This window comes from Acinetobacter sp. YH12116 (assembly GCF_013418895.1).
In the GTDB taxonomy this organism is placed as follows: Bacteria; Pseudomonadota; Gammaproteobacteria; order Pseudomonadales; family Moraxellaceae; genus Acinetobacter; species Acinetobacter indicus.
This window is the reverse complement of sequence record NZ_VPBE01000004.1, coordinates 1-23973: the sequence shown is the minus strand read 5'-3', so window position 1 is coordinate 23973 and position 23973 is coordinate 1. Positions and strand designations below refer to the sequence as shown.

Annotated in this window: 19 protein-coding genes and 1 rRNA gene; 7 read left to right on the top strand and 13 right to left on the bottom strand. The window is 48.6% G+C overall.

Annotation, left to right across the window (positions count from 1 at the left end; translation table 11 throughout):
* Nucleotides 1-76: 76 nt before the first annotated feature.
* The gene (locus FTU54_RS04060; RefSeq protein ID WP_005181530.1) at nucleotides 77-478 is read right to left on the bottom strand and encodes an MAPEG family protein; all 402 of its coding nucleotides are present in this window, start codon (nucleotides 476-478) and stop codon (nucleotides 77-79) included.
* Between the two features lie 103 nt (nucleotides 479-581).
* Here FTU54_RS04060 and FTU54_RS04055 point away from each other — a divergent pair, with 103 nt between their 5' ends.
* Complete coding sequence (locus tag FTU54_RS04055; RefSeq protein WP_104470544.1) at nucleotides 582-962, top strand: hypothetical protein; 381 nt, start codon at nucleotides 582-584, stop codon at nucleotides 960-962.
* A 56-nt stretch (nucleotides 963-1018) separates the two neighbouring features.
* Here FTU54_RS04055 and FTU54_RS04050 read toward each other — a convergent pair whose 3' ends face one another.
* The 6 genes from FTU54_RS04050 to FTU54_RS04025 form a co-directional block, all read right to left on the bottom strand.
* Nucleotides 1019-2695 (bottom strand): AMP-binding protein, encoded by a 1677-nt coding sequence (locus FTU54_RS04050; protein WP_168400142.1) that lies wholly within the window; start codon nucleotides 2693-2695, stop codon nucleotides 1019-1021.
* A gap of 149 nt (nucleotides 2696-2844) precedes the next feature.
* Nucleotides 2845-5064, bottom strand: a complete 2220-nt coding sequence (gene parC, locus FTU54_RS04045) for a DNA topoisomerase IV subunit A (protein ID WP_016659721.1) — start codon at nucleotides 5062-5064, stop codon at nucleotides 2845-2847.
* A gap of 257 nt (nucleotides 5065-5321) precedes the next feature.
* Nucleotides 5322-6641 (bottom strand): MFS transporter, encoded by a 1320-nt coding sequence (locus FTU54_RS04040; RefSeq protein ID WP_168400141.1) that lies wholly within the window; start codon nucleotides 6639-6641, stop codon nucleotides 5322-5324.
* 144 nt (nucleotides 6642-6785) lie between these two features.
* Nucleotides 6786-7430, bottom strand: a complete 645-nt coding sequence (locus FTU54_RS04035) for a trimeric intracellular cation channel family protein (RefSeq protein ID WP_005181518.1) — start codon at nucleotides 7428-7430, stop codon at nucleotides 6786-6788.
* A gap of 63 nt (nucleotides 7431-7493) precedes the next feature.
* A complete protein-coding gene (locus FTU54_RS04030; protein ID WP_168400140.1) occupies nucleotides 7494-7961 on the bottom strand; it encodes a YchJ family protein in 468 nt (155 codons plus the stop codon).
* A gap of 79 nt (nucleotides 7962-8040) precedes the next feature.
* On the bottom strand, nucleotides 8041-9618 hold the full coding sequence (locus FTU54_RS04025) for a TerC family protein (RefSeq protein ID WP_104489126.1): 1578 nt from the start codon (nucleotides 9616-9618) through the stop codon (nucleotides 8041-8043).
* Nucleotides 9619-9955: 337 nt separating this feature from the next.
* Here FTU54_RS04025 and FTU54_RS04020 point away from each other — a divergent pair, with 337 nt between their 5' ends.
* The gene (locus tag FTU54_RS04020; RefSeq protein ID WP_075167842.1) at nucleotides 9956-10576 is read left to right on the top strand and encodes a TIGR00730 family Rossman fold protein; all 621 of its coding nucleotides are present in this window, start codon (nucleotides 9956-9958) and stop codon (nucleotides 10574-10576) included.
* Nucleotides 10577-10653: 77 nt separating this feature from the next.
* Here the strand turns inward: FTU54_RS04020 and FTU54_RS04015 are convergent, their stop codons facing one another.
* Entirely contained in the window at nucleotides 10654-11619 is a 966-nt protein-coding gene (locus FTU54_RS04015; RefSeq protein ID WP_016659723.1) for a hypothetical protein, read from the bottom strand.
* A gap of 162 nt (nucleotides 11620-11781) precedes the next feature.
* A complete protein-coding gene (locus tag FTU54_RS04010) occupies nucleotides 11782-13596 on the bottom strand; it encodes a choice-of-anchor I family protein (protein ID WP_218949466.1) in 1815 nt (604 codons plus the stop codon).
* A 176-nt stretch (nucleotides 13597-13772) separates the two neighbouring features.
* Between FTU54_RS04010 and mdtD the strand changes: the two genes are divergently transcribed.
* The 5 genes from mdtD to FTU54_RS03985 all read left to right on the top strand — a co-directional run bounded on the left by mdtD (nucleotide 13773) and on the right by FTU54_RS03985 (nucleotide 18975).
* Nucleotides 13773-15164, top strand: a complete 1392-nt coding sequence (gene mdtD / locus FTU54_RS04005; RefSeq protein ID WP_005181486.1) for a multidrug transporter subunit MdtD — start codon at nucleotides 13773-13775, stop codon at nucleotides 15162-15164.
* A gap of 75 nt (nucleotides 15165-15239) precedes the next feature.
* Nucleotides 15240-16025 (top strand): GH25 family lysozyme, encoded by a 786-nt coding sequence (locus FTU54_RS04000; RefSeq protein ID WP_168399156.1) that lies wholly within the window; start codon nucleotides 15240-15242, stop codon nucleotides 16023-16025.
* Between the two features lie 49 nt (nucleotides 16026-16074).
* Nucleotides 16075-17088, top strand: coding sequence for an MBL fold metallo-hydrolase (locus FTU54_RS03995; RefSeq protein ID WP_016659726.1), 1014 nt, complete (start codon nucleotides 16075-16077; stop codon nucleotides 17086-17088).
* A gap of 9 nt (nucleotides 17089-17097) precedes the next feature.
* Entirely contained in the window at nucleotides 17098-18153 is a 1056-nt protein-coding gene (gene dinB / locus FTU54_RS03990; RefSeq protein ID WP_104472828.1) for a DNA polymerase IV, read from the top strand.
* A gap of 468 nt (nucleotides 18154-18621) precedes the next feature.
* Nucleotides 18622-18975, top strand: coding sequence for a RidA family protein (locus FTU54_RS03985; protein WP_005181474.1), 354 nt, complete (start codon nucleotides 18622-18624; stop codon nucleotides 18973-18975).
* Between the two features lie 38 nt (nucleotides 18976-19013).
* Here FTU54_RS03985 and FTU54_RS03980 read toward each other — a convergent pair whose 3' ends face one another.
* From FTU54_RS03980 to rrf, 4 genes are all read right to left on the bottom strand, one after another.
* On the bottom strand, nucleotides 19014-19547 hold the full coding sequence (locus FTU54_RS03980) for a DUF2726 domain-containing protein (RefSeq protein WP_005181471.1): 534 nt from the start codon (nucleotides 19545-19547) through the stop codon (nucleotides 19014-19016).
* A gap of 313 nt (nucleotides 19548-19860) precedes the next feature.
* Entirely contained in the window at nucleotides 19861-22260 is a 2400-nt protein-coding gene (locus tag FTU54_RS03975; protein ID WP_127801542.1) for a YgiQ family radical SAM protein, read from the bottom strand.
* Between the two features lie 118 nt (nucleotides 22261-22378).
* A complete protein-coding gene (locus FTU54_RS03970) occupies nucleotides 22379-23608 on the bottom strand; it encodes an MFS transporter (protein WP_005181467.1) in 1230 nt (409 codons plus the stop codon).
* Nucleotides 23609-23794: 186 nt separating this feature from the next.
* A 5S ribosomal RNA gene (gene rrf, locus FTU54_RS03965) occupies nucleotides 23795-23909 on the bottom strand.
* Between the last annotated feature and the right edge of the window lie 64 nt (nucleotides 23910-23973).

Here is a 23973-nt window from a genome sequence, read left to right as displayed (position 1 = left end):
ATTATAACGGGTTTCGGCTATTAATGACTTCGCGATTATACATTCATGACATAAAAATAGATATTTTGCTGTGCAATCACGCGGTCAGTTTAATCACCAGCAGCAATAAACAGATCGGGCAAAGTAACGATAATAACCAGATAATCGAGCGCAACGTCGCCCAGTTGGCCAGATAACACAGCCCGTACAGCAGACGAAACACCAGATAGGCAATGCCAAAGGTCATAATAATAAACTGCGGAATCACCATATATTCGGCCAGTAAAATGGCGGCAATAAACAGCGGCAGACTTTCAAAGCTGTTTTGCTGGGCAGCATTGGCACGCGCCGCCAGACCGGTAGTATTGGCTAAAAAAGAACGTGGATTTTGATTATCTTCAGATTTAAAGCCGCCAGCCATTTTTGCAATTACTGCAAATAAATAAGGTAACAGGCAGGCGATTAGAATCAGATAGACGATTCCACTAATACTTTGCATCTATTTTTTCTCATCGGAATTCTTCAAAACTTTATCATAGCATGGTGTTTTAAGCATAAATTTTGTTAAATAGGGTGTTTTTATTCATTGTGTAGGATTCATGATGGTCAATCCTGATCAAAAAGAAATGTTCGATGTACTTGAAAAACAGCGCCAGCATCAGCTGCAAGTCGATCGGGCCTTAAAAATTGTGATTCCCATTGTGGCCTTTTTATTAACGGTCATCTGTTCCAACCTGAATATCTGGTCGACCCTGTTTACCTTTGTGGTGCTGTGGGTGGCCCTGTATGCTGTGGGAATTAAACGTCTACCTTTATGGCACTGGGTGACCGTAATTCTGGTGTATTGCCTGATTGATAATATTTTAAGTTATGGCAGCTTCCATTCCTCCGGTTTTAGCCGTCAGTTTGGCTCAATGTTTATTTTCCTCGGGGTGATGGGGGTTGGACGTCCCTACTTCGACCGCTGGCTAATGAAAAAATAAAGCCCGCAAAAGAAATAAAAAAAGCGCCGATCAATCGGCGCTTTTTCATGACAGTCTTAAGCGGTTTTACGTAAATCTTTACGCAAGATTTTACCGACGTTCGACTTCGGCAGTTCATCAATAAACTCCACATAACGTGGGCGTTTATAACCGGTCAGATTTTCTTTGGCAAAGGCCAGAATTTCTTCTGTGGTCAGCGATGGATCTTTCTTCACCACGAACAGTTTCGGCACTTCACCTGATTTCTCGTCTGGCACACCAATTGCCGCCACTTCCAGCACTTTTGGATGCTTCGCTACAACTTCTTCAATTTCAGATGGATAAACGTTAAAGCCAGACACCAGAATCATGTCTTTCTTACGGTCAACAATCTTCACATAACCACGGCTGTCCATCACCCCGATATCACCGGTACGGAAGAAGCCATTTACCATCACTTTATCGGTTTCATCTGGACGGTTCCAATAGCCTTTCATGACTTGTGGACCACGGATTGAAATTTCACCCTGCTCGCCCAATGCTACTTCATTGCCGGCATCATCCAGAATTGCCACTTCAGTTAATGGCAATGGAATACCAATGGTGCCACTGAAGGCTTCAGACGCTGGCGGGTTCGCGGTAGCCACCGGTGAAGTTTCAGATAAACCGTAACCCTCAATGATGTTGGTGCCAGTCACTTTTTTCCAGGCTTCCGCTGTAGATGGTAATACAGCCATACCGCCGCCCATCGCCATTTTCAATCGGCTGTGATCAAGCTGTTTAAACTCTTCATTGTTCACAAGTGCATTGAATAAGGTGTTCACCGCAGGGAAGAATGTTGGCTGGTATTTACGTAATTCTTTCATCACCGCAGGTAAGTCACGCGGGTTAGGAATCAGAATGTTCGCCTGACCTTTGTACATGCCGTATAGTGCGCACACCATGAAAGCAAAGATGTGATAAAGCGGTAAAGCACAGAAAATACGGTCATCTGGCTGGCCATCTTGTGCACCGAATTTGCTCTGGAAAATACCGTCACACTGCAACAGGTTAGCAACCAGGTTACGATGGGTCAGTTCAGCACCTTTAGATACCCCTGTCGTACCACCGGTATATTGCAGTACTGCCGTATCACTTAGGGTCAGGCTTGGACGCTTGTAGTTGCTGACATTGGCTTTCGACATGGCTGCATTAAACTTGACATGACCCGGAAGGTCCCACGCTGGAATCTGTTTGCGTACTGAGCGTAAGACAAAGTTCACCAAAGTACCTTTTAAGGTACCAAGCATATCCCCCACAGAAGCAACCACAACGTGTTTGACTGGGGTTTTACCCAGAATCGCCTGATATACAGAAGCGAAGTTTTCAATAATCACCAGCACTTCTGCGCCAGAGTCATTTAACTGATGCTCAAGTTCACGTGAGGTATACAGCGGGTTTACATTCACCAGCACCAGACCGGCACGGAATACACCCAACGCCACCACTGGATATTGCAGAACGTTTGGCATCATCACTGCAACACGTGTGCCTTTGGCCAAGCCCAGACCTTGCAAATAGCTTGCAAATTTACGGCTTGCGTCTTCCAGTTCAGCAAAGGTCAGCACTTTATCCATAAAGATAAAGGCATCACGTGAACCAAACTTCTGGAAATTACGTTCAAAGATATCAACCAGTGACGTATTCTCCGGTGGCAACTCTACAGTTTCTGGAATCCCTGTCTTTCGGTATTCTTCAAACCAAATTTTTTCCATAATGCCAATCTCTCCAATCAGTAATCCTTAGTATTCAACTGTTTTATACACTGCCGCACTTCATTTTTTGGCTTGTTTATGTACAGCAGTGGATCCATTTTCACGAATTCGATTCATATATAACGTATTTTATGTAAACAACGCTAGTCTTATCTCTGAATCAACAGTTTATTTGCTTTTTGATATCCCCGTGGTAAAAGCTGTCCCTTAGTTCCTCTCTTACCGATATACTTCTGTAAGTCATCACCTTTTAATTTTAACTGCTGTTGTCCTGCAAACACTTGAATTATTTCATCTAAATTTAGCATTGTCATGGATACAATCTGATCTTTCGGTTCAAGTTGTATCAATTTATTACCTTTACCTTTGTTCAGCACCGGTAATTCTGCCAGATCAACAATCAGTAAACGGCCGGCAGAACTGAGTAGCGCAACATGACTGAACTGCTCAATAGTTTGCAGATTCATCACGCTGGCGCCTTCAGACAGGCTCAGGAAAGCCTTACCGGCTTTGGCATTGGTATCCAGCTGTTTGGCTTGGGTTTTAAAGCCATAACCTTTGCTGCTCATGACCAGAATTTCAGCCTGATCTTCTGCCACAAACACCTGTTTAAAGCCGACCCCGCTGGCCGGTGATAAACGTGAACTGAGCGGTTCACCCAAACCACGCGCCGATGGCAGGCTGTTAATGGCCACACCATAACTGCGTCCGGTGTCATCCAGCACATAGGCACGCTGGTTGGATTTGCCTTGGGCGTGACTTAAATACTGGTCACCAGCGCGGAAATTCAGGTTTTCGGCATCGACATCATGGCCTTTGGCACAGCGAATCCAGCCAGCTTCAGACAGCACCACGGTTACCGGATCAGCCGGCAGCATGTCCTGTTCATTAATGGCAGTGGCTTCAGCGCGCTGCACGATTGGTGAACGGCGGTCATCACCAAACTTTTTGGCGTCGTCTTTTAACTCCGTAATAATCAGGTTTTTTAATGATTCCGGATTGGCCAACTGTTCACGAATTGTGGCAGCTTTGGCCTCGAGTTCTTCCTGTTCGCGACGGATTTCCATTTCTTCCAGTCGGGCCAGATGGCGCAACTTGAGTTCCAAAATGGCTTCAGCCTGAATCTCATCAATACCAAAGTGCGCCATCAGCTCTGCTTTGGGATGATCTTCTTCGCGGATAATGCGGATCACGGTATCAATGTCTAAATAGGCAATCAGCAAGCCGGCCAGAATATGCAGGCGTTTTTCAATCTTGTTCAGATGATATTGCAGGCGGCGTGTGACGGTATGTTTACGAATCTCGATCCATTCCAATAAAATCTGGCGAATCGATTTCACCTGTGGACGACCATCGGCACCAATCATGTTCATGTTGACCCGATAGCTTGATTCCAGATCGGTGGTTGCAAACAGATGGCTCATCACTGCATCGGCATCAATCCGGTTGGAACGCAGCACAATCACCAGACGGGTCGGATTTTTATGGTCCGACTCATCCCGTACATCGGTCACCAGTGGTAGCTTTTTGGCCTGCATCTGGTCAGCAATCTGGGTAATGACTTTTGAGCCAGAGACCTGATACGGTAAATCACTGATAACAATTTCATTTTTTTCAATGGTATACACCGCACGCATGCGATAACTGCCGCGTCCAGTGGTCTGAATCTTTAACAGTTCATCTGGCGGGGTAATTACTTCAGCCCGGGTCGGTAAATCCGGGCCAGGAATATATTCTGCAACCTTGCTATCGCTTAAATTCGGATTACGGATCAGGGCGATGGTGCCTTTAATGATTTCACGCAAGTTGTGCGGCGGAATATCGGTGGCCATACCCACGGCAATGCCGGTGGTGCCATTGAGCAGGATATTTGGAACCCGTGCCGGCAAGGTCACTGGCTCTTTTAGGGAACCATCAAAGTTGTCCTGCCAGTCGCAGGTGCCCTGACCGAGTTCAGACAGTAACAGGTCACTATATGCGGATAATTTGGCTTCGGTATAACGCATTGCGGCAAAGGATTTTGGATCATCCGGTGAACCCCAGTTGCCCTGCCCTTCAATAAATGGATAACGATAGCTAAACGGCTGCGCCATTAACACCATCGCTTCATAACAGGCCGAGTCACCATGCGGATGGTACTTACCCAGCACATCACCGACCGTACGTGCAGATTTCTTTGGTTTACTGCTTGGCTTGAGACCCAGCTCGCTCATAGCATAGACGATACGGCGCTGTACCGGTTTCAGGCCATCGCTGATATGAGGCAATGCACGGTCCATAATCACGTACATGGCATAGCTGAGATATGCTTGTTCAGTAAATTCTGCTACGGAACGGTTTTCTGTCGCATGATGCGCGAGGCTTGTCATAACAACCTGTAATCCTAAATTAATGCGTTATAGTTTTGACGTTCTTATGCTATGCCGCAGCCGCGGCCAGCACAAGGGTAGCCGATCACACTCTGCGACAATTTATGTCTTATGGCGTAAAAATATCCATTTTAGGCGCGTCAATCAACTGAAAAATGCACAAGCCTGACTGCACGTTGAAAAACATATTCCAGAAATAAAAAAGATGCGCCGGCACAATAGCCAGCGCATCTTGAATTATCTGTATAAGCGGCTGCTTATAAACCAATCGACTCCAGGGTCTTGCCGCGAGTTTCCTCACCCAGCAGCACAATCACCAGTGCCACGGCCAGCAGCATCGCGGTAAACATCATAAATACATAGCTAAAGCCGTTGTGCATCACCATCATCTGGGTCACCACCAAAGGCGCAACAATACCGCCCATACGGCCCACCGCTGAAGCCCAGCCGGAACCAAAGGCACGGATATTGGTTGGATACTGTTCCGGCGTATAGGTATACAGCACACCCCAGGCGCCTAGGTTAAAGAAGGACATCAGGCAACCCCAGAACACGATCATGCCGACGCTGCTGGCCTGTCCAAAGAAGTAGGCTGATACCGCACACAGCCCAATAAAGCCGGCCAGTGTGGCTTTGCGGCCAAGTTTTTCTACCAGCCAGGCCGCCGCAATATAACCCGGCAACTGCGCCAGAATCATGATCAGCACATATTCAAAGGACTGCACAATAGTATAGCCTTCCTTGACCAGCAGACTTGGCAGCCAGGTAAAAATGCCATAATAGGAATAGACAATGCCGAACCAGATCAGCCACAGCATGAGGGTACGACGCGCAAATGGCCCCGACCACAGCTGGGCAAAAGAAATATTCTGTTTGGCGGCCACCGGTTTCACTTCCAGCTGTTCAATCACCTCGACACCGCAGCGGCGTTCCAGACTTTGTACTAGTTTGTGCGCTTCTTCGACCCGGCCGCGGTTAATCAAATACGGCACCGATTCCGGTACTTTTTTCCAGATGACCCAGGCATAGAGCGCCGGCAAACCACCAATTAAAAAGGCCATATGCCAGTCAAAGGTCGGAATCACAAAATAAGACACCAGCGCCGCACAGAGCCAGCCCAGCCCCCAGAAGCTTTCCAGCAGCACAATAAAACGGCCCCGCACATGCGCCGGAATATATTCACTGACCAAAGTCACCGCAACCGGCAACTGCCCGCCCAGCCCTAAACCGACAATAAAGCGGAAAAACAGTAACCAGCTTAAATTTGGGGCAAAGGCACAGGCCGCTGTGGCCAGGCTATAAATCACCAGGGTCGTGGCAAATACGGTTTTACGCCCAATCCGGTCGGCCAACCCGCCGGAGAACACCGCACCAATGGCCATGCCAACAAAACCAATTGACACCACCCAGCCTTTTTCTGCCGGGCTCATTTGCCAGTCTTCCGCCATTTTGGCCAGAATAAAGGAGATTAAACCGGTATCCATGGCATCAAACATCCAGCCCAGTCCGATAACCCATAGCAAGGTATAGTGGAACTTACCAATCGGTAAGCGTTGTACACGAGAAACTAGATCCATAATAAACGCTCTGACAGGGTGGAGAGGAAAACGCGGATGGCGCGCCTGGTTATTGTTATGACAACAGCAATCAGCTTTGATTTTAAAGACAATGACCGCTATCTGGATAGCGGTCATGCCGTTTAATTTATAGGAGATTTGTGGCTAGGAGGCATCTTTGGATGAGGCCGACTGCTCATCATCATCCTTATAAATGAATTTTGGCATTTCCAGACCAAAATAGATCGCAATTAAACGTAAGGTAAAACCAAAAATCAGCGTGGCGATAACGGTTAGTTCTAGCGACAGGCCAATTTCAATACAGACCCAATAGCAGATCACCGACACAAAAGAGATACTGGCATACAGCTCACGGCGGAACACCAGCGGCACATCATTACACAGAATATCACGCAGAATCCCGCCCGAGACGCCGGTCAGCACACCGGCCACCGCCGACACCACAAAACCGTGGCCCATTTCCAGCGCAATCTGGCAGCCAATAATGGTAAAGCCAATCAGGCCCAAGGCATCCAGCACCAGGAAGATGGAACGCAGATGGCGCATCCATTTGGCAATTAAAATGGTGACAAAGGCTGCCGCGCAGGTCAGGACCAGATATTCCGGATGCTTGACCCAGGTTAAAGGATAATGGCCCAGCAATACATCACGTACCGAGCCGCCGCCCAGTGCGGTGACACAGGCAATCAGGGTCACCCCGAACCAGTCCATGCTTCGCCGTCCTGCCGACAATGCACCTGTCATTGCTTCTGCAGTAATGGCAATAATATAAATGACCAACAGCAACATGAACTGCCCTTCTTTCACTAGGGGAATTGATGTGCGTTATCATAAGCGAAAATACGGCAAATGTTATAAAAATTGCGCACAACATTGCTTAAATTTCTTGCCCGAACCGCAGATACAGGGCTGTTTCATGGTGATCTGCTGATCGGTGGTCGGATCAAGAAAATACCACACACCCTGATGTTTGACGAAATGCGACACTTCATGATGTATCTGCGGCTGGTTGCCATCCTGATAATAGGCCTTGAATTCGACCTGGGCATGGCTTTTGTCCAGCTTTTCCTGAGCACTTACGATTTCCAGTTTTAACCACTGGTTGGCGCTGCTCCAGTCCCGAATAGCGGCCACATCCAGAGCCTGCTGCTGACCAAGTGCGGTGGTTTTGACAATATAATCAATCTGCTGCAAGGCAAAGGCACTATAGCGTGAACGCATTAGCTGAGCGGCAGTTTGGGCCTGCTGCTGACCTAAAAGCAAAGGCTGGCAACAACTGTGATAAAACCCAGCGCCACAAGGACAAGGCTGTTCTGACATAAATATTTTCCAAAAAAATAGCCTGACAATGCAGGCTATTTTAACGGAACTGGAGCTGAAAACAGGAATATTCTGAGTGCTACTCGGCTGGCGGCTGTGGCAGCACATGCACCTTCTCGATTTTATGCCCGTCCATGGTGACCACTTCAAAAATATGATCATCAGCCAGCAGACGTTGGCCATTTTCCGGCAAACGGCCGAGATGGAACAGGATATAACCCGACAGGGTCGAATATTCTTCCAGCTCGTTGACCAGATCACGACCGAGCAATAACGAGACATGGCGGATATCAGTCGAACCATCCAGCATCAGGCTGCCATCTTCCAGGGTTTCTGCAACCGCGTCGAGGGTATCTTCATCCGGGAATTCACCGGCAATGGCTTCCAGTACATCAATCGGGGTGACTACACCTTCAATCGAGCCATATTCATTCAGTACAATTGCCATTTGCAGCGGCGCCTGACGCAGCTGTTCCATCACCATCAACACCTGTGCATTTTCATGCACAATCACCGGTTCGCGCAGATGTTTTTCAAAATTCAGTACGCCGGTTTCAATAAATTCATTCATAACCTTATGGGTCAGCACCACCCCGGCAATATTGTCCAGCTCGCCATGCACCACAATTAAACGTGAATGCGAGGTATTCATCAGCTGGGCCTGAATACTGTCCTGGTCTTCATCTAAATCCAGCCATTCCAGTTCCGGTCGCGGGGTCATCACCGATTTTACCGGACGCTCGGCCAGACTGAGTACGCCCTGCACCATCACGGTATGGTAGACGCTGTTCTCTTCGGCAAAGACTTCATCGGCAAAAGCACGTGTCGCCAACACTTCTTCCGGACTTGGATGCTCCGGTTCCGGCCCGTTCGGTTTGCCGCCGAGCATCCGCATCACCGCGGAAGCAGTGCGATAACGCAGGTCAGTGGTGGTGACCATTTTTTCCTGATTTTTGCGCATGGCTTGGTTCAGGAACTCGATCATCACCGAGAAACCAATCGCGGCATATAAATAGCCTTTTGGAATGTGATAACCGAAACCTTCCACCACCAGCGAGAAACCGATCATCATCAGGAAGCACAGGCACAGAATCACCACGGTTGGATGTTTGTTAACAAAGTCCATCAGCGGTTTAGAGGCCCAGAGCATAATACCAATGGCAATGATCACTGCGATCATCATCACCGACAGCTCTTTGACCATACCCACCGCGGTAATCACACTGTCGAGCGAGAATACCGCATCCAGCACTACAATCTGCACAATCACCATCCAGAAAGTGGCGTGTACCGGATTTTCTTCTTTCAGCTGCGGCTTGCCTTCAATACGCTCACGCAGCTCCATGGTGCCTTTAAACAGCAGGAACACCCCACCAAACAGCAAGATCAGATCGCGACCGGAGAAGGGATGATCAAAAATATGGAACAGCGGATTGGTGAGAGTCACCACCCAGGCAATTGAAGCCAGCAGAATCAGGCGCATGCCTAAAGCCAGAATCAGCCCGACCACCCGTGCGGCGTTACGCTGTTCCGGCGGTAATTTTTCAGCCAGAATGGCAATAAACACCAGGTTATCAATACCCAGCACAATTTCCAGAATAATCAGGGTCAGCAAACCCACCCATGCGGCTGGATCAGACATCCATTCAAAAATCATGGGCGATGCTCCACGAATACCGTTTTGGCTGTGCGACAGCCAAGGCCGGCTGTTTCAAAACCTGGGGAATGAAAGGGAAAAAGAAAAGAGATTAAAAGCGGCTGTTGTTGTATGGTGCGATAGTGTCCACTACCCATGACGGTTCTATTGTTGTCAAACACAATTTCAGTATAGAAAAGATTGGCGCCAGAATCACTCTTTTTTTGGCCTGGTCACGGTTGTGCTGCATGCTTTAACAATTCTTTGCAATCACACTGCACGGCGCTGGCATTGTTTGTCATATTTTTTGCATAAGCTAGAGCAGACAAAAAGAACATGTTAAGGTGAAACAAGAATCATGAATAGCGTAGTAAAAATGACTGATAATTTAAAACACCCCTCTCCTAAAACAACACAACCTTTAATTGCTTTATATTGCGGCTCACGTTCTGGAAATAAACCAGTGTATCAGGAAAAGGCCGTGGCACTGGCACGCCGTCTGGCGGAAAATGGCTTTGGTCTGGTCTATGGCGGCGCCAGTATCGGTTTAATGGGTCAGGTCGCCGATGCCGTGGTTGATCACGGTGGTGAAACTGTAGGCGTGATTCCGGAATTTATGCTGGATTATGAAATTGCCCATCATCGTCTGACCGAGTTGCATATTGTACACAGCATGCATGAACGTAAAGCCCTCATGGCCGAACGTGCCAGCGCCTTTGTGGCCTTGCCGGGCGGACTGGGCACCTTTGAGGAAATTCTGGAAATTGCCACCTGGGGCCAGTTGAACCAGCATCAAAAACCGATGATGCTCTATAACGTCAATGGCTTCTATGATGCCCTGATTGCCCAACTTGACCATGCCGTGACTGAAGGCTTCCTGCCGCCGCAGCACCGCGCCAAGCTGATTGTCTGCAATCATGCCGATGAAATCCTGACTGCATTACATAATCTGGATGCACCGCAGCACGTTGCCATTTAAAGCGCTTGAACACAAAAGTCCAGAAAGAAAAAGCGAGCCGAAGCTCGCTTTTTTTGTACTTGATGTTCAGTTCATGCTTAGCCTGAAATCAGGTTATAGAACCATGGCAAAGTCGTCGCCAGGAATACCGACATGGCCAGACCAAACATCAGTTTCATCGCATCTTTGCTGACATTGCGTGAGGTACGGTATTTGCTGACCCCGTTCACAATCATTGAGATGGCAAATTCACGACCGGCCAACAGACCCAGGAATACCCAGGTGGTACTCATCGGGATATTGCTCCACTCTTTGAAAATCAGCAGGATCATTGCATAGATAAAGTCCACGATGGTCGCAGCACGTACATCGGTAACATCGGTTTTGGTATCGACAATCTTCTGGATGGCACCACCACGCTGGTACAGAATAACCCCCAGCAAGATCACAAAGACCGTAATGGCAAACATCAGGAATTCAAACGGTACCTGACGCGGCACATACACGAAGATGTTGGCCAGATCCTGAATCAGCCACTGGCTCCACAGGAAACCGGTAGATAACCATTGTAGAATCACCCATTTGGTCGAATGTTCCTGATCTTTGGTCTGGTTAAAGTACACCGTCATTTTGTTGGCCACAAAACGATAGATGATCAGCGCCGCCAGGAAGGCCACGGCATAACCCATCATGGACTTGACCATCATCGAGCCCAGGCTCGCAGGAGAGAAGATGGTCAACACCAGGAAGGTGGTACTGACCGGAATACCATATTTGGTCAGTAGCAACAGTAAAACCGGCGGCACAATATACAGCCAGGTAATTCCGCCTTCAGGGAACGGAATGGTTTCCAGTCGCCCATAAGAGGCATCACCGACGCCCGATGCATACCAGCCATAGACCAAGACCACAACCAGGATACTGCTGATATACACCCACAGTACCCACCAAGGACGATGGGAGTTAGAAGAAATAAAAGTCCCTAAGGTTTGAGGTACATCATTTCCGACAATAGAATAGGCCGCCAAACAGAAGCCGATTACCATTAAAAGTTCAATTGTCATAAGAACAAAGCCTATGTTCAAAAAGGGAACACCACCCCCTATCGGGCTGGCATTAGCTTAAAATGATGACAATACTATTTCAGTTCTATGACATTTTAGTGACAATAAAAATTTAAAATAAAAAAAAGAGCACCGTAGTGCCCTTTCTCTTTTTTTGCTCACTTATTTCAGGTTCAGCTGATATACCGCGGTGCTGCCGCTGACTTCATTGCCCACCACCAGTAATGGCTGGCCATTAGGCGAGTCCTTTGCCGCAATAAAGACCAGACCTTCCGGGCCTAAATCACCGGCCTGCCCCAGCTCAATTTGTTCAGTACTCGCACTCATCTCACGGCTATTCAGATACTGCACAAAACTTGGTGCAGATGGAGTCGATACATCATAGACCATCACCCCGCCAGCACGTTCCAGACCAATAAAGGCAAAGGTTTTGCTGCCAATCTGGCCCAGCGTCACGCCTTCAGGTTCAGGGCCTTTGTTGTCACTGCGGTTATCCATGCCTGCTTCTTCATGGTTGGCATTGAAAATTTCCGGATGATGCTCGGCAATGTACTGCTCAAAATCATCCCCTGAATCCCAGACCAGTTCCAGACCATTTTGCGCACTATTTTCTGTCCAGATACTGACCGAGCGTGCACCAAAACTATAAAGATGGTCATATACCAGATTGCCGCGTTCATTCAGCTTTGGCGTACCATCGGCATTTTTCTGGTAGCCTTCAGTCCAGGTAATATTCAGACGACCCAGCAGATGATCTTTACGGCAGTCACCGGCATTGCCTGCCGTGGCACCGCAGTAACCAAAATTATCCGGATTCAGCTCGGCACCTTTGGCCAGCTGGCTTAAGTGCGCCGGTAAATCATCGCCTAAACGGCGGGAAAAGCCATCGGCATGTACCAGATGTTTCACTCGCCATTCTTCAACAAAACCTTTGCTGGTGTCGTTATTAAAATATTCTGGTGTGTCTTCGCCCCAGGCGCGCGCATCGCCTTCATTGGCGGTCACGATATAGGTTTTGCCGGCCACATCAAAGCTGGCAATTGCATCTGGCATATACAGACCGCGCACATTGGCCCAGGTCTGGATCTTAATACTGCCCGTTCCATCAACACCATCGGCATCGCTGACATCCATGCCATTGCCGTCCAGACCATGGTCTTTAAAGCCCAATGGATACACCGCCAGTACTTTGGCATTGACCACATCAATTTTGGCCAGCGCATTGTTTTCCTGCAATGCGGCCCAAGCCGTTTTGCCATCTTGCGATACCGTAATATATTCCGGTTCAAAATCCTGCACCGCGGTCGCATTTGGCCCGAAAATACGCACGCCCTGGGCACGCAGCGCCGCTTCCTGACCATTAAAGGCTTTGAAGTCTGCAGTGCGAACCACAGGCGCTGTTAAATTACTCAGCTGAATCACGGAAATTGAACCTTCCGGATCAACCTGATAATCGTCCGATGGCTCACCTTCATTGGCCACCAGCAGGGTTTGACCATCCGGGCTAAAAGTCAGCATATCCGGCAAGGCACCAACCTGCACATGCGCCAGTTTGCTCAGATCTTTGGCCTGATACAGCGCCACATAACCCGGATCGGTTTTGACGGCAGCCTGAATCGCAATTGCCACAATACCGTTATGCACTGCGACACTGTTTACTTCCGCGCCTTCAGCAATATCATGGACCTGAATCTCGGCAATTTTAACCGGCTGATTTGGCTGGCTTAAATCGAGTACATCCAGCACCCCGGCCTGCGCATTGACCACAAACAGGCGTTTGCTGGCGGCATCATAGGCCGGAATTTCTGCGGCACTTTCTGCAAAAATGCCCGACTGATAGGCCCCGATTTTGCTCAGTTCAATGGTATTTGGGGTTGGATCAACCGGTGCGGGACTGACCTGATCATCATCACTGTTACACGCTGCCATCCCCACGGCCAACATGGCCACCCAAAGTGATTTCAATTTTAATTTCATAGGTTTAATTTGATAGTGTTTAGAATATGAATAATTTATAAACATCCGGTTGCAGTGCCATGACGTTTTGATTGCAGTTTTCTGACAGGGTCAGGCCGTCACGCGGCAACGCTTTAGATACGACATCCGCGCCAGATTGTTTTACACTAGGCAAAATTCCACCATGCCCGCTAATTATGACTGCCACGCCAACCCATCAAGCCCTGCAACCCGAATTCAGATTGTTGGTGCTGCTGGTGTCGATTGGCTTTTTTATGCAGGGCCTGGATACCACCATCATCAACACCGCGTTGCCGGCCATTGCCGAGAATTTGCAGGAAGATCCACTGCGAATGCACAGCGTGGTGGTGGCTTATGTGTTGTCAGTGGCGGCCTGCATTCCCTTGAGTGGCTGGCTGGCCGACCGTTTTGGCGTGCGCAACACCTATTTTTCCGCCATTGTGATTTTCACCCTGGCCTCCATTGGCTGTGCCTATGCCAGCAGCCTGAATGAACTGCTGTTTTACCGGGTACTGCAAGGCATTGGCGGTGCGTTCTTATTGCCAGTTGGTCGTCTGGCGATGCTAAAAATCATTCCCCGCACCCAGTTTTTATCGGCCATGAGCCTGATGAGTCTGGCCGGTCTGATCGGCCCCTTAATTGGACCTACTTTGGGCGGCTGGCTGGTGGAAGTCGCCTCATGGCACTGGATTTTTCTAATCAATCTGCCGATTGGCATTTTAGGGGTCTTGATTACTTTTAAAGCCATGCCAAATATTACCGAGCCGAGCGTGCCGCAATTTGATTTCTGGGGATTTATCCTGTTATTGATTGCCATGGTCGGGCTGTCACTGGGTATTGAAAACGTGGCCAGTCCGCTGTACTCGCTGTGGTGGAGCATTGCGCTGGTTCTGCTGGGTCTGCTGAGTGCCGGCCTATATGCCTATCATGCGCATACCCATCAGAATGCCCTGTTTCGCAGCAAGCTGTTCCGGCACCGGATTTATGCAATCGGGATTCTTGGGAACTCGATTGCCCGGCTGGCCGGCAATTCAATTCCCTTTTTACTGCCGCTGATGCTGCAACTGGCCTTTGGCTTTGAGCCCTTTGTGACCGGCCTGATGATGATTCCGACCGTACTCGGTTCGCTGGCCTCAAAACCGATCATCCGCCAGCTGATTCAGCGCTTTGGTTATCGTCAGGTACTTATCACCAATACCTTGCTGGTCGGGGCCTGTATCGCCAGTTTTGCCCTGACCACGGCCGACACACCCATCTGGCTACGTGCGCTGCATTTCTTTATTTTTGGTCTGCTTAATTCACTGCAGTTTGTGTCCATGAACACCCTGACCCTAAAAGATTTGCCGCAGCAGGATGCCAGCAGCGGCAACAGCTTCCTGTCGATGATCATGATGCTGTCCATGAGTATTGGCGTGGCCTTGGCCGGAACGCTGGTCAACCTGTTTAGTGCCTATTGGGGACCGGAGCAGGTGGTCGCAGCCTTTCATGCCAGCCTGATCTGTCTGGGCAGTATCAACCTGCTGGCTGCAATGATTTTCTGGAAAATTCCGAAAAACACCCCGGTCTAAAGCCGCGTGGAATGCTAGCCGCCGTGCAGGCTTCGCGTTATGATCAAAATTGAACCCTGAAGATCTGCCTTGCCTATGTCTGCACGCCCTGCCCGCCGTTCTGTCCAGCCCCTGACCTATGCTGCGGTTGCCATCTGCGGCGTGGTGCTGATGGCGGCCTTGCTGTATTGGGGCGTGCTGCATACCCGGCCAGCCACCGCACAGGACTATCCGATTCAGGGCTTTGATGTTTCGCATCATCAGCAGCAGATTGACTGGCACAGGATTTCACCGGAAAAATACCGTTTCGTCTATTTAAAAGCCACCGAAGGCGGCGATTTTAAAGACCGTAAATTTCAGGACAACTGGCTGGCCGCGCATGAACAGGGCTTTCTGGTCGGCGCCTATCATTTTTATCGGCTGTGTCGTGATGGTCAGGTGCAGGCACAGAATTTTATCGACAGCGTTCCGAAACAGGCCAACAGCTTGCCACCAGTGATTGATCTGGAATACGACAGCAACTGCATCAACACCTATACCCGGGAACAGTTGCTGCATGAAATTGGGGTGATGCATGACGCGCTGCAACAGCACTATGGCAAACAGCCGATTTTTTACATTTCCAGGAATTTTTATAATATTGTACTGGTCAATCAGTTCCCGCAGGTGCCGCTGTGGGTACGCGAATATCAGGGTAAACCGGCCTTAAGCGGTAATCCCGACTGGCTGTTCTGGCAATATAGCAATCGTGGCCAGATTACCGGCATTGCCACTCCGGTCGATCTGAATGCCTTTTATGGCGATGAACAGGACTGGCAACAGTTTCTTAAGGCCAACCAGATTGTGGAACCATCTAAAAATAGCGTGGATACAACCCCTTAATACTCATACCAACAAGATAAAAATAAAAGCTGACAGGAATATTGTGCGAATGACACTGAAATACAAGATTTTGTCAGGTCTGCTTGGCCTGATGTTACTGCTGATTGCACTCATCATCTATATACTGCAGCCTTCCGGAAAAGTGCAGGATTTCCAGCCGTGGCTGTATCAGCCGGCAGCAACCGCACCAGCGGGCTACACGGTCAAATTCTTTGGCGTATCGACCTTACTGTTTGATGATGGCCAGCAACAGCTGTTGATTGATGGCTTCTTTAGCCGGCCGAGTCTGAGTCAGCTGATGTTTGGTCAAATTAACAGCCAGCCTATCGTGATTGAACATGCGATTGAGCTCCATCAATTGCAACGAACGCAAGCCATTCTGGTGACACACTCGCATTATGACCATGCTCTGGATGTCCCTCTACTTGGCCAATTGCTGCCGCAGGCTAAAATTATTGGTTCCCGAAGCACGCTGAATATTGCCCGTGGTGCTCACTTGCCCGAAAGCCAATTACAGCAGCTGGTACCTTTACAACCGATGCAGATTGGCAACTTTACTGTCACCGCTTTCCCGTCCCAGCATACTCCGCCAACTGCAGTGAATAATGATCTGGGTGAGGAAATCCAGCAGCCACTGAGCCTGCCGGCACGGTTTTCGGAGTTTAAAGAAGGCCATAGCTTTGACTATCTGATTGAATATGAAGGTCATAAAAGTCTGGTCAAGGCCAGCACCGGTTTTATTCCCGAACAGCTCAAACAGCTACAGGTCGATCATCTGTTTCTGGGCATTGCCCAGCTGTCCAGGCAACCGGAACAGTATCAGCAGCAGTATCTGGCAGAAACCTTGCAGCACCTAAAACCCAAGGTGCTGATTCCCATCCATTGGGATGATTTTTTCCAGCCGCCAGAACAGCCGCTACAGTTTTTACCACATCTGGCCGATAATACCCCGAAGAGTCTGAATACCGTGATCAAGGCCGCAGCACAACAACAGACCCAAGTGCTGCTGCTCGATCAACCGTATGCTTATCCGCTAATGACAGCCACGGATGTCGCGCGTTAAGATGGTGCCATGAGAAAAATCATTCATATTGATATGGATGCGTTCTATGCCTCGGTCGAGCTAAAAGAGCGTCCAGAGTTACAACATCTGCCGGTGGTGGTGGCATCACATCATCCGCGTGCAGTGATTGTGGCCGCGTCCTACCCGGCGCGGGTGTTTGGGCTGCGCTCGGCCATGTCAATGAGTCAGGGCCGGAAACTGTGCCCGCAGGTGATTGTACTGGAACCGAATTTCCAGAAGTACCGGGAAGTGTCGGCACAAATCCATCAAATTTTTCAAAAATATACTGCAATCATTGAACCGCTGTCGCTCGATGAAGCCTATCTGGATGTTAGCGAAAACCTGCAGCAACTCCCCAGCGCCACAGAAGTGGCAATGCGCATCCGCGAAGATATTTTTCAGACCACCGGCCTGACTGCATCTGCCGGCGTGGCACCCAATAAATTTCTGGCCAAAATTGCCTCGGACTGGCATAAACCGAATGGCCTCTGCGTGATCAAGCCTTCGCAGGTGCAGACCTTTATTCAGGATTTACCCTTAAAGAAAATTCCGGGCGTGGGCAAGGTCATGCAGGAAAAGCTGAAGGCCTTGGGTCTGGAAACCTTGGGCGATCTGCAACAGGTCGAAGAAGGCCTGCTGATTCAACGTTTTGGTAAATATGGCAAACGCCTGTTTTTATATGCACAAGGCATTGATGAGCGCCCCGTTCAGGCCGAACGCAAACGCCAGCAGATTTCCAAAGAAATCACCTTTGATGATGATTATGTCCTCAGCCAATGCACGCCCTACTGGCCACAGCTGCTGCAACAGGTCTGGGCCAGTCTGGAAAAAAAGCAGCTCTGTGCCCGCGGCGTGTCAGTCAAACTGAAACTGAAAAACTTTCAGGTGTTGCAGCACAGCAAAAGCTTTCAGCATATTTTTACTCATCCGCAGCAGCTGGCACAGGCGCTACAACTATTAATTGAGGAAATGCATATTTCGCCTCAGGAACAGTTCCGGCTGATTGGCGTGGGGGTTTATCAACTGTCTTCACCAGCACAGCAGCCGCAGCTCAGTCTACTTTAGGCTTAAAATTGTGCAGGAATTGATCAAAAGAATAAAAATGATACAAAATGCGCTTCACAATGGGCAAAATTAGAGTAATCTATCTGCGCAATACATTTATCCATGTATGTGCTGAGATGCTGAAAATCACCTTTACTTTCAGCATGCTGTCCTGTGATTGGCGTGATGATCTATCCGAATATTACAGGACAACTCTGACGTTCCCATGGATGGCTGTATCGTCTCCCGCCTTGCTGTAACCTGCTTCTTTTTATCTGATTTTCTATCGCATTATCCCGATCTATTCCCTTCAGATCACCGGCTTTTTGCGTCCTAAAATTCCCATTTTTCAAATCAAAATCGCCACAAGATTGATGGATTTCTGTACCAACTCCGGCAGCGCTGGTGTTCTGTACTGGCGCTTCATGGCAATATAGTCACATTGCCAGAGCAGCCGAGGTGCTGCTTGCCCATCTACAGGATTTTGTTATGACCGTACAACGTTTACATGTCGCACAGCGCTATTCAGAAATTGCCATTTCAGGCCATCTGGTGCATTTGGCCGGCCAGCTAGCAGAAGACACCAGCCTGGATATTCGCGGTCAGACCCGCCAGACCCTTGAGATAATTGACCGTTTACTGGCTGAAGCCGGCACCGATAAAAGTCATATCATGTCGGTCATGATTTTCTTAAAAGATATCGAGCAGGACTATGCTGCCATGAATGAAATCTGGGATGCCTGGGTCGCCGATATTGAAGCGCTGCCCCGCACCTGTGTGGAAGCCAAGCTGTATCAGCCCGAAGTCCTGGTTGAAATGACTGTGGTCGCGGTTAAACCATAAAAATTTGAGATAAAAAGCATCTGTTTAGATGCTTTTTTTCAACCCAACGCGCCCATTCTGCGCGCTGAGGCCGGATAGAACGCCAATTTCTTTTTTGGCAGATCAAGCGCCTCCAGATTTTCAGCGCCCTCCAGTAACCCAAATTCTTCACGCAACTGCTGATATTCCGGCACCTGATCAAAGCTGATTACGGTATAACCGGCCATCCGCAGCAATTCATTCTGATACTGAATATGCTGACGTTTTAAGGTCAGGGTATCATCCAGGGTAATCACGGCCAGTACCTGATAAGCATCATCCAGCACCACAAAGTCCGCCACCATATTGCGGTATTTATTGCGGGTACGCGGCAGTTTGGTGGTCAGTAGCGCATCAAAAGACACATGGGTCAGCACGGTATGGGTCGGTAAAATTTCTTTCAGCCGGGTATAGGTCAGCTGCTCATTCAAACTGAAAATAGCGCGGCGTTTCAGGGTACTGTCGGTCTGGCGTTTGGCCTGAATGGCATGCCTGGCCGCCATGATGAGCAACCCTGCCAGAATAAGACTTGCGAGAATAATATAAACAGTCATGAGGTTAATCCTTTAATACTCTATTCTTATAATTTATTCGGTATCTCACCGATTATTTTTCAAATACAAGTATAACGTTTTGCTTATTATAAATAGGTTAAATTTAAGAAACTTAAACCAATGCTGACGAAAGATGCATAAACACTGACAGTCTGTTGCAGAGCAAGTTTCCAGGAAAAACCATCTCCTTGTTTTTCCTCAAGCTAATGTATACCAACTTTTATGAGCTTCACAATTCTTTTCAAACCGATTGTCTGACAAATCCGACAAAATGTGAACCAGAAAAAGGACGCACTTGGCGTCCTTTCCTGATTTAAGCACGAGATTTTGGCTTAGACTTACCTTTGGCCTTTGCACCGCCAAATGGACGTTTTTCGCCGGTTTCACGTGGAGGCAAACCGGTATGCTGGGTCAACATCTGGCCTTTTTTCGGACGATTCGACTGACCCTGATTTTGCCCTTGGCCACGGTTGCCAGGCTGACCGGTACGTTTCTGTGAATCTCCGGCCAGGGTCGAGTTTTTCTTACGCGCCGACTGATACTGCCCTTCCGTGCCTTGCGGCTGATAGGTCGGAATCAGATGCTGCTTGGAATTGCCAATCAAATCGGCACGGCCCATCTCTTTTAAAGCCTCACGTAACAATGGCCAGTTGTTTGGATCATGGTAACGCAAGAAGGCTTTGTGCAGACGACGACGTTTCTCTCCTTTCACAATATCAACATCTTCGGTATAACGCGCCACTTTGGCCAGCGGGTTTTTACCGGTGTAATACATGGTGGTGGCGGTGGCCATTGGCGATGGATAGAAGGTCTGTACCTGATCGGCACGGAAACCATTCTTTTTCAGCCAGATCGCCAGGTTCATCATGTCGTAGTCGGTGGTGCCCGGATGCGCCGCGATGAAATACGGAATCAGATACTGTTCCTTGCCGGCTTCCTTGCTGAAACGATCAAACATTTGCTTGAAGCGGTCATAGGTACCAATACCGGGCTTCATCATCTTCGATAACGGACCTTTTTCGGTATGTTCTGGTGCAATCTTCAGATAACCCCCAACGTGGTGGGTCACCAGTTCACGCACATATTCCGGATTCAGTACCGCCAGGTCATAACGCAGACCGGAACCAATCAAAATCTTTTTAATGCCTTTAATCGCACGTGCTTTACGGTATAGCTGGGTCAGTGGTGCATGATCGGTATGCAGGTTCTGACACACGCCTGGGAATACACAGGACGGCTTACGGCAGTTCTTTTCAATTTCCGGATCTTTACAGTGCAAGCGGTACATGTTAGCGGTTGGACCACCTAAGTCCGAGATAATCCCGGTAAAGCCCGGTGCGGTATCACGGATTTTTTCCACTTCACGCAAAATCGACTCTTCCGAACGGTTCTGGATGATACGGCCTTCGTGTTCGGTAATCGAACAGAACGTACAGCCCCCAAAACAGCCACGCATGATGTTCACCGAGAACTTGATCATGTCGAACGCCGGGAAACGTGCATCGCCATAAGCTGGATGTGGCAGACGTGCATATGGCAGGTCAAACACATAATCCATTTCTTCAGTGGTCAATGGAATTGGTGGTGGATTAATCCAGACATCACGCTCGCCGTGTTTTTGCACCAAAGCACGTGCGTTGCCCGGGTTAGTTTCCAAATGCAGAATACGGTTGGCATGTGCATATAGCACCGGATCATTAGCCACGTCTTCAAAAGATGGCAAACGAATAACCGCCAGTTCACGTGGTGGCAGTTTATGCTTAATGGCTTTTGAGGCCGGTTGCAGCTGAACAATCTGCGTATCGGCATCCAGGTTGTCGCCTTCACGGACAATCGGATTGGCCACCATTTCTTTTTGGAAATTCTGGTACTGGCTTAAGCTGTTACCCTTTTCTTTTTCAACTTCACAGCCATCAATATCTTCGGTCATCACATAGGGGTTGATGATCGGATCGACACGGCCAATGGTATCGACATCATTGGAGGCGATTTCGACAAACTTGGCTTTGGCCGCACGGTTATGTTTATTGATAATAAAGGCAGTACCGCGCACATCGGTGATATCGGTAATTTTTTCGCCTTTGGCCAGACGGTGCATCACTTCAATAATGGAACGCTCGCCATTACCGTACATCAATAAATCGGCTTTTGAATCCATCAGAATTGAACGACGGACTTTATCTGACCAGTAATCATAATGCGCAATACGACGCAGTGAACCTTCGATCCCGCCAAGCAACACCGGCACATCCGGGAAGGCTTCACGACAGCGCTGGCAATACACGGTTGCAGCACGGTCTGGACGTTTGTTCGGGACATTGTCTGGTGAATAGGCATCATCCGAGCGGATTTTGCGGTCCGCGGTATAACGGTTGATCATCGAGTCCATATTGCCGGCGGTGACGCCCCAGGCAATATTCGGTTTACCTAAGGCACGAAAGGCCTCGACATTGGTCCAGTCAGGCTGCGCGATAATTCCGACCCGGAAACCTTGCGCTTCCAGCACACGGCCAATAATACCGGATACAAAAGATGGATGATCAATATAGGCATCGCCGCAGACCAGAATAAAGTCACAGCTATCCCAGCCGAGTTGGTCCATTTCCTCGCGTGACATCGGCAAAAATGGCGCGGGTTCAAAACATGACGCCCAATATTTGTCGTAATCAAACAACGCTTTCGGCGCGGTTTGAGCGGTATAAGCAGTAGACATGGCTAGCAATTCTCGGCTGGCAGATGGAAGATCAGAAAAGATCGAAAGATGAAAGCCGAGTATTTTAGCATGAATTCCAAGTGGCTTGCTTGATTATAATTTATACAAAATCAAGTTTTTAATTTTTAATCTGTGCCGTGGGTGCAGTGCTGCTTAATTTTTTCAGATATAGGGTCAATATCAGGCCCAACAACAGCAGACTTGCGATAAAGATCAATAAGCCAGGCCAGTCCCAGCGCTCCCAGATCAGACCGCTACCACTGCCGAGCACGCTCGAGCCCAAGTAATAGCAGAACAGATATAAAGATGAACCCACCGCCCGATACTGTAATGATTGCACCGTCACCCAGCTGCTACAAAGAGAATGTGCTGCAAAAAAAGCAAAGGTAAAAATCAGCAGCCCGACTAACACGACCGCCAGCTGATTCAGTAACATTAGTGCCAGACTGGCCCACATCACCAGCAGCATCAACGGTAACACTTTTTCCCGGCCAAACTTTTGTCCCCACTGTGCTGCCCGTGGTGAACTGTAAATTCCAGCCAGATAGGCCACAGAAATCAGCCCGATCCAGGTTTGTGGCAAAGCAAAAGGCGCATCCAGCAGATGATAGCTCATGTAGTTAAATACCGAGACAAAGCATCCCATTAGAATAAAGCCCTGAAGAAACAGAATTCTTAATTTTGGATCGGCCAGATTTTTGGCAAAGGCCTGTTTAAAACGCGACAATTGAATTGGATAGGACTGGAAATTCCGGGAATTGGGCAACAGCCAGTAAAACAGAATCGCAATCGCCAGGTTAATCACACCAATGATTAAAGTTGCATATTGCCAGGAAATAAAATCCACCAGGACTCCGGCAATTAAACGGCCACTCATGCCGCCAATTGCGGTGCCTGAAATATATAAGCCCATGGCAAAGCCAACATCTTTGGCCGCAATTTCTTCGCCAATATAGGTCATTGCCACCGCGGCCACCCCACTGACTGCCATGCCAATCAGGACACGGGTGCTGAGAAAAAATGACCACTGTGGCAATAAGGCACTGGCTATTAACAGTAAGGCCGCAGAGAACAATGCCACGACCATAATCGGTTTACGCCCGACCCGATCTGAAATCAGACCGGTAAATAATAGAGCGGCGGCCAAAGCAAAGGTCGAAAAAGATAAGGGAAAACTACTTTGGGTCGGACTGACCTGAAAGAACTGGGCCAGAATCGGCATCATCGGTTGAACACAGTACAAGGCAGAAAAGGAGGCAAAACCGGCCAAAAACAAAGAGAGAAGAATGGCCTTAAACTGAGGAGAATCGTGCTCAATTTGCTGAGTCTGGCTTTGGGAATCTGACATATACACTCCAATTATGTTATGAGTATACGCCGGTTCCGGTTAAATGGGAGGCTTCAATTTCAACCGATTAAAAGCTTATTTAAACGGAGAGAACAGTCCTCGAAAAATTCCACTTTCTTAAGCACACAAATTTTCTGCATAAAAAAATCCCCCTGCTGTTTAAGCTAGGGGGATTTTGAATTAATGAGCTGGCGATGACTTACTCTCACATGGGTAACCCCACACTACCATCAGCGCTAAGAGGTTTCACTTCTGAGTTCGGGAAGGGATCAGGTGGTTCACTCTTGCTATTGTCGCCAGCACAACTGTTATGGACTTGTTCGGGTCTTAGTTACTTTGCTTAAGCTTGATGCTTTTGCATGTAA

Bases quoted from the DNA above. Each gene is read 5' to 3' on its own strand.
- FTU54_RS04060 (WP_005181530.1), bottom strand. From the start codon at position 478: ATGCAAAGTATTAGTGGAATCGTCTATCTGATTCTAATCGCCTGCCTG.
- FTU54_RS04055 (WP_104470544.1), top strand. From the start codon at position 582: ATGGTCAATCCTGATCAAAAAGAAATGTTCGATGTACTTGAAAAACAG.
- FTU54_RS04050 (WP_168400142.1), bottom strand. From the start codon at position 2,695: ATGGAAAAAATTTGGTTTGAAGAATACCGAAAGACAGGGATTCCAGAA.
- parC (WP_016659721.1), bottom strand. From the start codon at position 5,064: ATGACAAGCCTCGCGCATCATGCGACAGAAAACCGTTCCGTAGCAGAA.
- FTU54_RS04040 (WP_168400141.1), bottom strand. From the start codon at position 6,641: ATGGATCTAGTTTCTCGTGTACAACGCTTACCGATTGGTAAGTTCCAC.
- FTU54_RS04035 (WP_005181518.1), bottom strand. From the start codon at position 7,430: ATGTTGCTGTTGGTCATTTATATTATTGCCATTACTGCAGAAGCAATG.
- FTU54_RS04030 (WP_168400140.1), bottom strand. From the start codon at position 7,961: ATGTCAGAACAGCCTTGTCCTTGTGGCGCTGGGTTTTATCACAGTTGT.
- FTU54_RS04025 (WP_104489126.1), bottom strand. From the start codon at position 9,618: ATGATTTTTGAATGGATGTCTGATCCAGCCGCATGGGTGGGTTTGCTG.
- FTU54_RS04020 (WP_075167842.1), top strand. From the start codon at position 9,956: ATGAATAGCGTAGTAAAAATGACTGATAATTTAAAACACCCCTCTCCT.
- FTU54_RS04015 (WP_016659723.1), bottom strand. From the start codon at position 11,619: ATGACAATTGAACTTTTAATGGTAATCGGCTTCTGTTTGGCGGCCTAT.
- FTU54_RS04010 (WP_218949466.1), bottom strand. From the start codon at position 13,596: ATGAAATTAAAATTGAAATCACTTTGGGTGGCCATGTTGGCCGTGGGG.
- mdtD (WP_005181486.1), top strand. From the start codon at position 13,773: ATGACTGCCACGCCAACCCATCAAGCCCTGCAACCCGAATTCAGATTG.
- FTU54_RS04000 (WP_168399156.1), top strand. From the start codon at position 15,240: ATGTCTGCACGCCCTGCCCGCCGTTCTGTCCAGCCCCTGACCTATGCT.
- FTU54_RS03995 (WP_016659726.1), top strand. From the start codon at position 16,075: ATGACACTGAAATACAAGATTTTGTCAGGTCTGCTTGGCCTGATGTTA.
- dinB (WP_104472828.1), top strand. From the start codon at position 17,098: ATGAGAAAAATCATTCATATTGATATGGATGCGTTCTATGCCTCGGTC.
- FTU54_RS03985 (WP_005181474.1), top strand. From the start codon at position 18,622: ATGACCGTACAACGTTTACATGTCGCACAGCGCTATTCAGAAATTGCC.
- FTU54_RS03980 (WP_005181471.1), bottom strand. From the start codon at position 19,547: ATGACTGTTTATATTATTCTCGCAAGTCTTATTCTGGCAGGGTTGCTC.
- FTU54_RS03975 (WP_127801542.1), bottom strand. From the start codon at position 22,260: ATGTCTACTGCTTATACCGCTCAAACCGCGCCGAAAGCGTTGTTTGAT.
- FTU54_RS03970 (WP_005181467.1), bottom strand. From the start codon at position 23,608: ATGTCAGATTCCCAAAGCCAGACTCAGCAAATTGAGCACGATTCTCCT.